We start from the raw sequence: 12,728 nt of genomic DNA, 5'->3' as shown, positions 1-12,728 counted from the left end.
GCGGGCGGGGCCTGCGTTACACTCCGCGCACCGAATTGACGCGCCCGCACCCTCGACATGAACACGACCCCCGCCCGCCGCAAGACCGTCCCCGTTCGCATCGGCCACGTCACCGTCGGTGGCGATTCCCCGGTGATGGTGCAGTCGATGACCAACACCGACACCGCCGATGCCCTGCGCACCGCCGTGCAGGTGGCGGAGCTGGCGCGCGCCGGCTCCGAGGTCGTGCGCATCACGGTGAATTCCGAGGACGCGGCGAAGGCGGTGCCGGAGATCCGCGAGCGGCTGGAGGCCATGGGGCTGGACGTGCCGCTGGTCGGGGACTTCCACTTCAATGGGCACAAGCTGCTGACCAAGTACCCGGAGTGCGCCGAGGCACTGGCCAAGCTGCGCATCAATCCCGGCAATGTCGGCCGCGGCTCCAAGCGGGACGCCCAGTACGCCGCGATGATCGAGACCGCGATCCGCTACGACAAGCCGGTGCGCATCGGCGTGAACTGGGGCAGCCTGGACCAGGCCCTGCTCGCGCGGATGATGGACGAGAACAGCCAGCGCGCCGAGCCGGCCGCACCCGAGGCCGTGATGCAGGAGGCGCTGATCGCCTCGGCACTGGAGAGCGCGGCCGCGGCCGAGCGCATCGGCCTGCCGCATGACCGCATCATCCTCTCGGCCAAGGTCAGCGGCGTGCAGCCGCTGATCAGCGTCTACCAGGACCTGGCCGCGCGCTGCGACTACCCGCTGCACCTCGGGCTGACCGAGGCCGGCATGGGCGCGAAGGGCATCGTCGCCTCCACCGCCGCGCTGGCCGTGCTGCTGCAGCAGGGGATCGGCGACACCATCCGTATCTCGCTGACCCCGGAACCCGGCGGCGACCGTACCCAGGAGGTCCTGGTGGCCCAGGAGATCCTGCAGAGCATGGGGCTGCGCAGCTTTCTGCCGTCGGTGGTCGCCTGCCCCGGCTGCGGGCGTACCTCCAGCGAGTACTTCCAGCACCTGGCGCAGGACATCCAGTCCTACATCCGCCAGCAGATGCCCAGCTGGAAGCAGCAGTACCCGGGTGTGGAAGAGATGACCGTCGCGGTGATGGGCTGCGTGGTCAACGGCCCCGGCGAGAGCAAGCACGCCAACATCGGCATCTCCCTGCCCGGCACCGGCGAGCAGCCGGTGGCCCCGGTCTACGAGGACGGCGAGAAGACCGTGACGCTCAAGGGCGAACGCATCGCCGAGGAATTCCAGGCCCGCGTCGAGGCCTATATCGAACGCCGCTACGGCCAGACCGCCTGACGCGGCACCCGTACGGCCTCATCCCGGCCGCAGCGAAGCGAAGGGCCGGGATCCCCGGCGTTTAACCTAGACCACAGATCCCGGATCACCGCTGCGCGGCGGCGTCCGGGATGGCCCTGCAGACGCAACGCACGTCAGGGCATCAGAAGTGAACGCTGTAACCGCCCACCAGCAGGTGCTGCGCACCGCTCTCGTCGCGAGAGGCGTAGGTCAGCGAGAAAGTGCCGAAGTCGGTCGCGTGCGCCGCGCCCAGCTCCCAGAACTTCGCACCGTTGTCGTCAGCCGGATCGTCATAGCCCACCCCGCCGAAGAGCTCGGTGCGTGGAGCGACCTCGTGCCCGGCGCCGGCGAACCACACGCGGCTGCCCTCGGCGTCACGGTCATCAGCGTGCGCGACATACGCCACCTCGGCGAACAGCGGCCCCCAGTCGGCGCCCAGGAACAGCTCGCCCTCGTCTTCGTCCTTCAGACTGGAGTGGTGGGAGTACTCGTAGCCGAACTCGATGCCGATCGGCCCGGCATCGAAGCCATAGCCGACGAACGGGACGATCTCGGTGCCACGGCCACTGCCAAGGCTGGAGGCCTGCACACCGGTGAACACGCCGGTGGGGAAGCCCAGCTCGAAGCCCCCCTGCACCACCGGGTCGTTGTCGGATTTGGAGGCACCGTCGTCGATGTAGTCGGTGAACACGCCGATGTTGAATTCGGCCTCGGTGGCTTGAGTGGCCGGCACACCGAAGGCGAAGACTCCGGCCACGGTGGCGGCCAGCACGCCGCGATGGAAGTTGCGATGGTTCATGTCGATTCCTCTTTGCTCAATCGTTCTTTGCAGGCGTGTTGCCGGATTCTGTCTCCGGCAACATGACTCGGGTTCCCCGGCATTCAGGCCGGCATGTGCGCACTCAGCAGCCAGGCAGCCATGCCGAAGTACACAGCCAGACCGGTAAAATCCTTGATAGTGGTGATGAACGGATCCGCGCCCGGTGCATGGTCCACTCCGATCTTCAGCAGTACCCAGGGCAGCAGGAAGCCCAGGATCGAGGCGGTGAACACCGAGAAAAACAGCGCCGTGCCGACCACGAATCCCAGCTGCGGGATATCATTCGGCGCACCCTGCCAAAAGTAGGCGATGGTCCCGGCGAGCACGGCCATGATCACCCCCATCGCCAGGCCCACGCCCCCCTCGCGCACCAGGTGGTGGCGAAAGAAACGCCCCAGATTGATATGCCCCAGGGCAAGCCCGCGGGCGAAGATCGTGGTCGACTGCGTACCCACGTTGCCGCCCATATCCATCACCAGAGGGATGAAGATGGCCAGCGCGACCACCGCCGCCAGCGTGTCCTCGAAGAAGTCGATCACCCCGCCCACGGCCAGACCGCCGGCCAGCGTCACCATCAGGAAGGCCATGCGTACCTTGACCGCATAGCCGATCCCGCCGGAGGTCAGCTTCTCCGAGCGCACGACATCCTTCTGGTGCAGCAGGTCGCCGATCCCGGCCTTCTTGTAGAAGTCCTCCGAGGTGTCTTCCTCGAGCACGTCCATCGCGTCGTCGATGCGCAGCACCCCCACCAGCACGCCGTCGGCATCCACCACCGGCAGATACGGCAGATCCGTGCGCTGCAGCAGGCGGGCGGCCTCGACCTTGTCGCCGTCGGGCGTGGTGTAGAAGTCCTCCAGTTCGATCAGATCCCCAACCGTCTGGCCGGACTCCGCGCGGAACATCCGGCCCAGGCGCACCAGCCCCTGGTAGTGGTGGTCGCGATCGGTAATCAGCAGCGCCGCCCCGATATCGTCCGGCATATTGCGATCGTCGCGCAGGCGGGCAGTGACCTCGCCGACGGTCTCTTCCGGGGTCACCCAGAACACCGGGCGACGCATCACACGGGCCACGGTGTCTTCGTCCTGACGCCACAGGGCGCGCACCTTGTCGCGCTTCGCTCCGGGGAGGGCATCCAGGAGATCGTCCGCCAGGGACTTGCCAACCAGCGTCAGAGACCGCGCCAGGGTGTAGGCCGGCAGGGCCTGCACCAGCTCGCGGGCCTCCGGCTCGGGCATATGCTCGAACAGGATCGCCTGTTCTTCGTCGTCCATCGCCAGGAAGATGGCGCGACGCTCATTGGTGTCCACACCCTCGAGGATTACCAAGCGGGAACGCGGGTCCAGTTCCGACAGGCGGTTGGCGGTGATGGCCGGGACCGGATGGATCACCTCGTCGCGGGCAGCACCCACGTCACCGGCATGAATCATTTCCAGAATCTTGTCGTTCATTGCAATGCTCCTTGTGCTTAAAAAAATAAAAAACGCACGCGGGGCATTACAAAAGACAAAAGAATCCCGTGACCGCTGGTGGCGGTCTTTTACAAAACCCCCATCAGCGAGACGAACACACTTTTCCTTTTCTCACTGCCCCGCAGTGATATTCCGGATCTAGACCCGGGGTCGTCGTCTTCAGGCGCTGGCATGGCGACCTCCTGCTGGTTGCTGGTTCAGGCTTCTTCCGTTACGCGCACAGAAATACACGCATCGGCCCTGGCTAGGGAGACGCTGATTTAATCACACGTCTCCCTAAGGGCAGAGGCGGAACATCATCGAACGGCATGGGGCAGCGCGCCACGCGCAAGGGCGGGCGCAGCACGGGCTTGGGGGCTGGGGAAACGCCCGCGAGGGACGCTAGGGGGAAGGCGTTCTGTCACCCCCCGGAGTCACGCATATCGCTGACACCGGGGGACACCACCGCATTACCGGGTGGCGGGACCCCGCTGGCAACGATATGCACGCTCGTACCGGCCACCGGCCCGACGCTCATGCATCCATCGACAACAGTCCATTGACAGACCTCTGCTACTCAAGATGGGGGCGATTGTAGTGGCGTACATTCACCTTCGCAACCCCGTAAATAAAATTTCTACACGGCCTTTTGTTCAAAACGCTGGATCAGGGCTTTTAATTCGGCGGCCTCGGTCTGCATGCGCGCGCTGGCGTCGCGTGCGTGCACCGAGACCGAGCCGGTTTCGCTGGCGACATCGCGGATGGAGGTCACATTGCGGTTGATCTCCTCGGAGACCGCGCTTTGTTCCTCGACCGCCGTGGCGATCTGGGTATTCATCTCGGTGATCTGGGCGACGGCCTCGCGGATGGTGGTCAGCGAGTCGCCGGCCGCCTGGGCCTTTTCCACCCCGTCGGCCGCCCGCTCCTGACTGGCGCGCATCGCCGACATCGCCTCGCGCGCGCCAGCCTGCAGGCTCTCGATCATGTTGCGGATGGTCACCGTGGACTCGTCGGTGCGCTGCGACAGCGAGCGCACCTCGTCGGCTACCACCGCGAACCCCCGCCCGTGCTCGCCCGCACGGGCGGCCTCGATCGCGGCATTCAGCGCCAGCAGGTTGGTCTGCTCGGCAATCTCGCGGATCACGCTCAGGATCTTGTCGATCTCCTCGGTGCTGGCCTCCAGCTTGCCCAGCTTCTCCGCGGTGGATTCGACCTCGGCCGCCATGCGGTTGATCACGGCGACCGTGTCGTTTACGACCTCCTGCCCGGCCCCGGTCTCCTTCTCGGCGTGAGTGGCCGCCTCGGCCGCGCGCGCGGAATTGCCCGCCATCTCCTGGATGGTCGAGCTCATCTCGTTCATCGCGGTGGCGACCTGATCGATCTCGTTTTGCTGACGTTCCACACCCGAGGCGGTCTGGTCGACGCTGCTGGCCATCGCCTGGGCGTCACCGGCCACGGCATCGGCCTTGTCCTCGATCCGCCCCAGTACCGTGCGCAGTTTCGCCTCGTTGAAGTGCTGGATCAGCTCCAGGGAGGCACTGTCGTCTCGCCGCCCGGTATAGATCGCCTCCATCACCGGGTTGTCGAACTGCTCGCGGGCGCGATGGACCGCCTGCCGAATACCAGAGGTGAAGACCAGCGACGCCACGCCGCCGGCGACAAAGATCAGCACCAGCAGGCCGGCCAGGACTTGCGGCGAAGGGGCGAGGAATACGGCAGCCAGAGCCAGCAGGAAGCCGATAATCCACGTCCCCGCGAGACGACAGGTGAGGCCGTGGTACCAGCGCCGCGCAAAGGTCCGCCCCCGGTTGATCGCGGCATAGACCTTCTCCGCGCGGGCGACATGCTCGCGTTCCGGGATGGCCCGCACCGACTCGTAACCGGTCTTGTGGCCATGCTCGTAGGCGGGCGTTACAAAAGCGTCCACCCAGTAGTGGTCACCGTTCTTGCGCCGATTCTTGACGATACCCATCCAGGGCTGGTCCGCCTTCAGGGTCTCCCACATATTCGCGTAGGCGGCCTCCGGCATGTCCGGGTGGCGCACGATGTTGTGGGCCGATCCTTCCAGCTCCTCACAGTCGAAACCACTGACCGTCACGAAGTCATCGTTGGCATAGCGGATCCGGCCCTTCTCGTCGGTGGCCGAGATCAGGTCTCCGTGGGCCTCCAGGGAATACTCGGTCTGAGTAACGGGAAGGTTCTTGCGCATAACGGACGTTGTCCTTTTTTCCGGTGTCGGGATGGAGCGGATGTGGCGGACAGGTCGCCGCGCCATTTCGCGCGCGAACACATACGCTACATCCGATGTAACGGCCACGACCGACGAGGCTTGAGGCACCGGGAGGTACGGCCATGAAGCCGCGAAACACCTGGACCAGCGCGCCTCCGCTGGAAAGGCTAGCCGGCGATCGAGACGGCCTGCACGACTCGGCAGAAACCCTGGAACGCGCGGTCATCGAGTGCATTCTGGCGACTGCGGCGATCGGCATACACCATCCCGATCACCTGCCCCTGATCCCGCACCGGCGCATAGAAGGCATCGACCCCTCCGGTCAGGGTCTGGATCGCCTCCGGCAGCGCCACGCCCGCATAGTGGCGCCCCCACCAGGTGGGCGCGTCATCCTCCAGCACGGCCTCCAGCGGACCCAGGGCGGAGCGCTGAATCACGAAGTGACTGAATTCGGGTTCGTGCAGCGTGCCCACCATGTGTTCGGCCCGTAGCGATTCGCCGTCGCGCGCCAGCACCGCGAAGACCACTCGATTCAGGCCAAGGCCGAACTGCATCACCCGCAGCATGCGCCGCAGCCGCGACACACGGTTGGCGTCCTGCCCCAGACGAGCCACCCCCTCCTCCAGCACATCGGCGCGCGGGCAAAGCGCCAGCGGCGTACGGTGCCGGGGCCGCAGCCAGACCGACCCGGGTATCGCGGGGTCCAGGCGCTCGATGTGATACACGTCGGCGTCTTCATTGAAGCGCTCGATGATCTCCGACAGCCGGTCAGCGACGACCTTTTCGTTGACCCCGGTCAGGCCCGCCAGCAGACGCAGATCGCGATCGCCCCGTACCGTGTCCATGCCGCGCATGATCTGCCAGGCCACCGCGCTGGCGACCATGACCTCGAAGGCGCGCGGATGCGCGGCGTTGACCGCGCGCTGCGTTCCCACAACCAGTTCGGGCAGCGCCATCGCCTCGGTCATTGCACGCGACAGGTCGTCGGTCGCATAGCCCAGCGCGGTATAGCTGGCCTCGTCCGGGAGCGCATTGAGTTCCAGCATGGCGAGCAGCCGGCCCAGGCGTGGCTCGCCCGCCAGCAGCAGGCCGAGCAAACCGAGCTGGTTCAGCAAGGCTGCCAGCCCCACCTCTGCCGGCTCGGCGTCGCGCCGACGCTGTGCAACGTCCGCCGCGATCATCGCGGCCAGCCGTGACTGGGCCGCCGCCTGCCGATAGCGCTGCGGTTCGCTCACCACCTCGCCAACCGGGGGAGCCGTGCGGACTTCCTCGCAGACTTTCTGCAGGCCCAGCATGGCGATGGCATCGGGAACCGAGTGCACCTCCTGACGCAGGCCACGACGCGAGCCGTTCGCGATCAGGACGAGTCGCAATGCGAGACCGGGGTCCCGCTCTGCCCACTGACCCAGTTCCCGCAAAGGGCGCTGCACCAGGGCATCGGGTTGCGAGAAGGCTGCGTCACTGGCCTCCAGAATCGGCCAGTCGAGTCCAGCCAGGCGGCGTGCCTGGCCGCTGTAGGGCGCGTCCTCATCCTGGGACATGCTGTACCTCGCGCGGGGGAGTCGTTATCGTTATGCCCGTCACTATATCAATTGCGAAAGCGTGACCCGCATCACCTTCGCGCCATCGACAATCTCGGGGTTCCCGTTTCGTGAAGTATTTTCTTGGCATCGTCGTCGTATTCTCGTCGGTCTTCGGGGGATACTACTTTCATGGCGGCGACCTTCGGGTCATGTGGCAGCCATACGAATACTGGATCATCGGGGGTGCAGCGCTGGGGGCATTCCTGATCGCCAACCCGCCTCGGGTCGTCATCACGGTCTTCAAGTCCATCCCCAGCCTGATGAAGGGCAGCAAGTACAAGTCCGACGACTATCTCGACCTGCTGGCCCTGATGTACAAGCTCTTCACCAAGGCCCGCAAGGAAGGGCTGATGGGGGTGGAGAACGACATCGAGGAGCCGGAGAACAGCGAGCTCTTCCAGGCCCACCCTCGCGTGCTGGCCGACCACCACGCGATGGAGTTCATTACCGACTACATGCGCCTGATCATCTCCGGCAGCATGAACCCTCACGAGCTTGATGCCCTGATGGATCTGGACCTCGAGACCCACCACGAGGAGTCGCACAAGCCGGCCAACGCCGTACACCGCGTCGCGGAGGCCCTGCCCGGCTTCGGGATCGTCGCCGCGGTGCTGGGGATCGTGATGACCATGGGAAGGCTCGACGGCTCCATCGAGGAGATCGGCTCGAGCGTTGCGGCCGCGCTGGTCGGCTCATTCCTCGGGATTCTGCTGGCCTACGGCTTTGCCGGCCCCACCTCGACGGCGCTCGAGGCCCGTGCACAGGAGGAAGCCAAATTCCTGCAGTGCATCAAGGCCTGCATCCTGGCCAATGTCCAGGGCTACAGCCCGCAGGTCGCGGTCGAGTTTGGCCGCAAGACGATGGAAGGGGCCATGCGTCCGAGCTTTACCGAGCTTGAGGAGCACGTGAAGGGGGCCTGACCGCCCCCTGATCACCCCAATGGGCGTCGAGGACAAGACCCAGCCGATCATCGTCAAGAAGAAGGTGGTCAAGGGCGGCCACCATACTGGTGCGTGGAAGATCGCGTTCGCTGATTTTACCCTCGCGATGATGGGGTTCTTCCTGGTGATGTGGCTGCTCGTCGCCCTCGACGACGAGCAGCGCGCCGGCATCTCTGAATACTTCCAGAACCCCTCCGTATTCGCCGGCGACGCTGCTGCACCCGGACAGGCCCCCGGCGACGGAACCGGAGTGGATCCCTCGCTGATCGACTTCGAGGGCTTGCCCGAACTGATCCAGGACCCCGAGGCCATGGAGGCACCGATGGGGGTGGATGAAGAAACCCTGGACGAGCTGGCCGAGGCGCGGGACCGGGAGGCCCTGGAGGCGCTCCAGGAGGCGCTGGAGGAGGCCCTTGAACAGAGTCAGGCGCTTGAGCCCTACAAGGACCAGTTGCTCCTGGATATCACCCCGGAGGGGCTGCGCATCCAGATCATCGATCGCGAAAACCGGCCGATGTTCGACACGGCCAGCTCCACCCCGCAGGAGCACGCCGACGCGATCCTGCGCGAGCTGGCGAGCCTGATCAACAAGGTCCCGAATCGCATCTCGATCACCGGCCACACCGACGCCCGCCCCCTGCTGCGCCCGGACTATTCCAACTGGGAGCTCTCGGCCGACCGTGCCAATGCCGCACGCCGCGCCCTGATCGCGGGGGGCGCCGAGGCGGAACAGGTCGCGCGGGTCGTCGGGCTGGCCGACAGCGTGCCGTTCGACCGCGACGACCCGGAGGCGGCCATCAACCGGCGCATCTCGATCATCGTCCTCAACCAGGAGGCCGAGGAGGCCATGCGCCAGAGCCTCGAGGGCGAGGCCTACGCGCCGGACTCCGGCGCCCTCCCGGACAGCGAGAGCCAGAACGGGGACTACCCTCAGCCCATCGACGGTACCGAATCTAGCGACACCTGAGCGCTGTCAGAGCCGCCGTCACGGCGTTCGCCCCACTCTCGCCCTGTCCTGTGCTGCCCATAGCGACGACGCTCCGTCCGCGCACCGGACTCAAACCGCGCCACGCCCCCCCGAGAAGCCCTCTGTCCCTCACACCACGAATCCGCCCCGCGCCGGGACACTGGACGGGGCTGAGGCGTGGGCTTGGCTGGGAACAGGCAAAGAAAAAGGCGCCCGAAGGCGCCTTTCTCAGAGATGGCGGAGCGGACGGGACTCGAACCCGCGACCCCCGGCGTGACAGGCCGGTATTCTAACCAACTGAACTACCGCTCCAGATTTTGTTCATGCAGCCAGCTTGCGCTGCATGGTGGGTGCTGACGGGTTCGAACCGCCGACATTCGCCTTGTAAGGGCGACGCTCTACCAGCTGAGCTAAGCACCCGATAAAGCGCGCTAGTTTACGCGATCCTTGAGCGCTTTACCAGCCTTGAACGAAGGCGTTTTGGAGGCGGCAATCTGGATGGACTGGCCGGTACGCGGATTGCGGCCGGTGCGGGCCTCGCGCTCGCGGACGAGGAAGGTGCCAAAGCCCACCAGGGAGACCTGGTCACCCTTGGCCAGCGTATCGCCCACCACAGTCACCATGGCGTCCAGCATGCGGCCGGCCTGGGCCTTCGGGACATCGGCTTCTGCGGCGATCGCGTCGATCAGTTCGGATTTATTCATGAAGCGCTTCCTTATCTCAGTGGTGACTCAGCCTTGCGGCCCGATGAAGGCCAAGCTTACACCAGCGCGGGGAGGGTTCTCCATCCTGTCGCGGGCTCGCCCAGCCGGGAATCAAATAGTGCGATTGGGGTTATATCAAGGGGCTCGAAAAAGTGTCAAACAAGCGTTACACACCCACCCACGGCTCGCTGTGCGCGGAGACGCAAAAAAACCGCGGCCAGCGGCCGCGGTTGTGATTGTAAATCCGGTGCTTAGTGGTGCCGCACTCGACGGCGACTCGATTCCTTGGACGGTTTCACGGTCTCCTCGACCTTGGTCGGTGCATCGCCGCCCTTGGCCTCCGGCAGATGGGCAAGCGCGACCTCGAGCACCTCGTCGATCCAGCGCACCGGACGGATATCCAGCTTGTTCTTGATGTTCTTCGGGATATCCACCAGGTCCTTTTCGTTCTCCTCGGGGATCAGCACCGTGCGGATACCCCCCCGGTGGGCCGCCAGCAGCTTCTCCTTCAGCCCGCCGATCGGCAGAACCTGGCCGCGAAGGGTGATCTCGCCGGTCATGGCCACGTCGGCCCGCACCGGGATGCCGGTCAGTGCGGACACGATGGCCGTGCACATCGCAATACCGGCGGAGGGGCCATCCTTGGGCGTGGCGCCTTCGGGCACGTGGATATGGAGGTCCTTGTTCTCGTGGAAATTCTCCTCCAGTCCCAGGGAGTCGGAGCGCGAACGAACCACGGTCAGCGCCGCGTGAATCGACTCCTGCATCACGTCACCGAGCTTGCCAGTCTGCTGGGTCTTGCCCTTGCCGGGGACAACCGTCGACTCGATGGTCAGGAGCTCGCCGCCGACCTCGGTCCAGGCCAGACCGGTTACCTGGCCGATCTGGTCGTTTTCCTCGGCCAGACCGAAGCGGAAACGCCGCACGCCCAGGTACTTGTCCAGCGTCTTCGGGGTGACCGACGTGGTGCGGTCACGCTCCTTGCCCTTGGCCAGCAGGCGCTGCTTGACCACCTTGCGGCAAATCTTGGCAATCTCGCGCTCCAGGGCACGCACACCCGCCTCGCGGGTGTAGTAGCGCACGATGTCACGCACCGCGGCGTCGGAGATATTGATCTCGTCAGGCTTCAGGCCGTTGGTCTTGATCTGCTTCGGCACCAGGTAGGTGTGCGCGATGTTGACCTTCTCGTCCTCGGTGTAGCCGGACAGACGGATGACTTCCATGCGATCCAGCAGCGGTCCGGGGATGTTCATCGAGTTGGCCGTGGCCACGAACATCACGTCGGACAGGTCGTAGTCGACCTCCAGGTAGTGGTCGCTGAAGGTGTGGTTCTGTTCCGGATCCAGCACCTCGAGCATCGCCGAGGCCGGGTCGCCGCGGAAGTCCATCGCCATCTTGTCGATCTCGTCGAGCAGAAACAGCGGGTTGCGCACGCCGACCTTGGCCAGGTTCTGCACGATCTTGCCCGGCAGCGAGCCGATATAGGTCCGTCGGTGGCCGCGGATCTCCGCCTCGTCACGCACACCGCCCAGCGCCATGCGCGAGAACTTGCGATTGGTCGCACGCGCGATGGATTCTCCCAGCGAGGTCTTGCCGACCCCCGGAGGGCCGACCAGGCACAGGATCGGGCCCTTGAGCTTGCGCACGCGCGACTGCACGGCGAGGTATTCAAGGATGCGCTCCTTGACCTCCTCGAGGCCGTAGTGATCCTCGTTGAGGATCTTCTCGGCACGCGCAAGATCCTTGCTGACCCGCGTCTTCTTCTTCCACGGGACACTGACCAGCCAGTCGATGTAGCTGCGCACGACGGTGGCCTCGGCCGACATCGGCGACATCATCTTCAGCTTGTTCAGCTCGGCGGTGGCCTTCTTCTTGGCCTCCGCCGGCATGCCGGCCTGCTCGATCTTCTCGGCCAGGTCTTCCTGTTCGTTCGGGGCATCCTCGAGATCCCCCAGCTCCTTCTGAATGGCCTTCATCTGCTCATTCAGGTAGTACTCGCGCTGGGATTTCTCCATCTGCTGCTTCACGCGACCGCGGATCTTCTTCTCGATCTGCAGCACGTCCATCTCGCCCTCGATCTTGGCGACCAGGTGCTCCAGGCGCGCGCGCACATTGGCGATCTCGAGGACCTGCTGCTTCTCCTCGAGCTTCAGCGACATGTGCGCAGCAATGGTATCGGCCAGACGCGAGGTGTCGTCGATCCCGGCCAGCGAGGTCAGGATCTCCGGCGGGACCTTCTTGTTCAGCTTGATGTACTGCTCGAACTGATTGAGCGCGGAGCGACCGAGGACCTCGAGTTCCTTCTCCTCGGTGTCGTACTCCTCCTCGATCATGCGGATATCGGCGGTGAAGTAGTCCTCTTCCTTCTCCGCATCGCCGGCGGTGGAGACGTCCATCACGCGCGCGCGCTGGGCGCCCTCGACCAGCACCTTGATGGTGCCGTCGGGCAGGCGCAGCAGCTGCAGGATATTGCCAAGGGTGCCGATCTCGTGCAGGTCGGCGGCCTCGGGCTCGTCCACCTCGGCGCTCTTTTGCGCGACCAGCAGGACCTGCTTGTTCTGGGCCATGGCCGAGTCCAGCGCGCGGATCGACTTCTCGCGACCCACAAACAGCGGGATGACCATGTGCGGATATACCACGACGTCACGCAGCGGCAGGACCGCGACGCGCTTGACGGGGGAGTCCACCTCGTTCTGGGAGGAATGTTGATCGGTCATGTGGCCCCCTCAGGGCTAGACGAATGTAAGGGAG

The 12,728-nt window shown here is 65.2% G+C and carries 9 protein-coding genes and 2 tRNA genes; 3 read left to right on the top strand and 8 right to left on the bottom strand.

Annotated features, from left to right (window positions below; all coding sequences use genetic code 11):
• Positions 1-57 precede the first annotated feature (57 nt).
• Complete coding sequence (gene ispG, locus C995_RS0110295) at positions 58-1,284, top strand: flavodoxin-dependent (E)-4-hydroxy-3-methylbut-2-enyl-diphosphate synthase (protein WP_018864861.1); 1,227 nt, start codon at positions 58-60, stop codon at positions 1,282-1,284.
• 142 nt (positions 1,285-1,426) lie between these two features.
• Here ispG and C995_RS0110290 read toward each other — a convergent pair whose 3' ends face one another.
• The 4 genes from C995_RS0110290 to C995_RS0110275 all read right to left on the bottom strand — a co-directional run bounded on the left by C995_RS0110290 (position 1,427) and on the right by C995_RS0110275 (position 7,323).
• Positions 1,427-2,083: a TorF family putative porin gene (locus tag C995_RS0110290; RefSeq protein ID WP_018864860.1), complete on the bottom strand. Its 657-nt coding sequence runs from the start codon at positions 2,081-2,083 to the stop codon at positions 1,427-1,429.
• An 83-nt stretch (positions 2,084-2,166) separates the two neighbouring features.
• Complete coding sequence (gene mgtE / locus C995_RS0110285; RefSeq protein ID WP_018864859.1) at positions 2,167-3,552, bottom strand: magnesium transporter; 1,386 nt, start codon at positions 3,550-3,552, stop codon at positions 2,167-2,169.
• Positions 3,553-4,189: 637 nt separating this feature from the next.
• Positions 4,190-5,761 (bottom strand): PAS domain-containing methyl-accepting chemotaxis protein, encoded by a 1,572-nt coding sequence (locus C995_RS0110280; RefSeq protein ID WP_018864858.1) that lies wholly within the window; start codon positions 5,759-5,761, stop codon positions 4,190-4,192.
• A 188-nt stretch (positions 5,762-5,949) separates the two neighbouring features.
• Complete coding sequence (locus C995_RS0110275; RefSeq protein ID WP_018864857.1) at positions 5,950-7,323, bottom strand: HDOD domain-containing protein; 1,374 nt, start codon at positions 7,321-7,323, stop codon at positions 5,950-5,952.
• 110 nt (positions 7,324-7,433) lie between these two features.
• Between C995_RS0110275 and motA the strand changes: the two genes are divergently transcribed.
• Together motA and motB are read left to right on the top strand one after the other, a co-directional pair.
• The gene (gene motA / locus C995_RS0110270) at positions 7,434-8,285 is read left to right on the top strand and encodes a flagellar motor stator protein MotA (protein WP_018864856.1); all 852 of its coding nucleotides are present in this window, start codon (positions 7,434-7,436) and stop codon (positions 8,283-8,285) included.
• 19 nt (positions 8,286-8,304) lie between these two features.
• Positions 8,305-9,273, top strand: coding sequence for a flagellar motor protein MotB (motB, locus tag C995_RS0110265; RefSeq protein WP_018864855.1), 969 nt, complete (start codon positions 8,305-8,307; stop codon positions 9,271-9,273).
• Between the two features lie 235 nt (positions 9,274-9,508).
• Here motB and C995_RS0110260 read toward each other — a convergent pair.
• The 4 genes from C995_RS0110260 to lon all read right to left on the bottom strand — a co-directional run bounded on the left by C995_RS0110260 (position 9,509) and on the right by lon (position 12,694).
• Positions 9,509-9,585, bottom strand: a tRNA-Asp gene (locus C995_RS0110260).
• 32 nt (positions 9,586-9,617) lie between these two features.
• A tRNA-Val gene (locus C995_RS0110255) sits at positions 9,618-9,693 on the bottom strand.
• An 11-nt stretch (positions 9,694-9,704) separates the two neighbouring features.
• Entirely contained in the window at positions 9,705-9,977 is a 273-nt protein-coding gene (locus C995_RS0110250; protein ID WP_012981989.1) for an HU family DNA-binding protein, read from the bottom strand.
• 251 nt (positions 9,978-10,228) lie between these two features.
• Positions 10,229-12,694, bottom strand: coding sequence for an endopeptidase La (lon, locus tag C995_RS0110245; protein ID WP_018864854.1), 2,466 nt, complete (start codon positions 12,692-12,694; stop codon positions 10,229-10,231).
• Positions 12,695-12,728 lie beyond the last annotated feature (34 nt).

This window comes from Thioalkalivibrio sp. ARh3 (assembly GCF_000377265.1).
GTDB lineage: Bacteria > Pseudomonadota > Gammaproteobacteria > Ectothiorhodospirales > Ectothiorhodospiraceae > Thioalkalivibrio > Thioalkalivibrio thiocyanoxidans.
Note: the sequence above shows the minus strand (reverse complement) of the source record. Positions and strands in the feature narration are given on the sequence as shown.

Excerpts from the sequence above, each read along its gene's own strand:
- C995_RS0110250 (WP_012981989.1), bottom strand. The coding sequence starts at position 9,977 with ATGAATAAATCCGAACTGATCGACGCGATCGCCGCAGAAGCCGATGTC.
- ispG (WP_018864861.1), top strand. The coding sequence starts at position 58 with ATGAACACGACCCCCGCCCGCCGCAAGACCGTCCCCGTTCGCATCGGC.
- lon (WP_018864854.1), bottom strand. The coding sequence starts at position 12,694 with ATGACCGATCAACATTCCTCCCAGAACGAGGTGGACTCCCCCGTCAAG.
- C995_RS0110280 (WP_018864858.1), bottom strand. The coding sequence starts at position 5,761 with ATGCGCAAGAACCTTCCCGTTACTCAGACCGAGTATTCCCTGGAGGCC.
- mgtE (WP_018864859.1), bottom strand. The coding sequence starts at position 3,552 with ATGAACGACAAGATTCTGGAAATGATTCATGCCGGTGACGTGGGTGCT.
- motB (WP_018864855.1), top strand. The coding sequence starts at position 8,305 with ATGGGCGTCGAGGACAAGACCCAGCCGATCATCGTCAAGAAGAAGGTG.
- C995_RS0110275 (WP_018864857.1), bottom strand. The coding sequence starts at position 7,323 with ATGTCCCAGGATGAGGACGCGCCCTACAGCGGCCAGGCACGCCGCCTG.
- C995_RS0110290 (WP_018864860.1), bottom strand. The coding sequence starts at position 2,083 with ATGAACCATCGCAACTTCCATCGCGGCGTGCTGGCCGCCACCGTGGCC.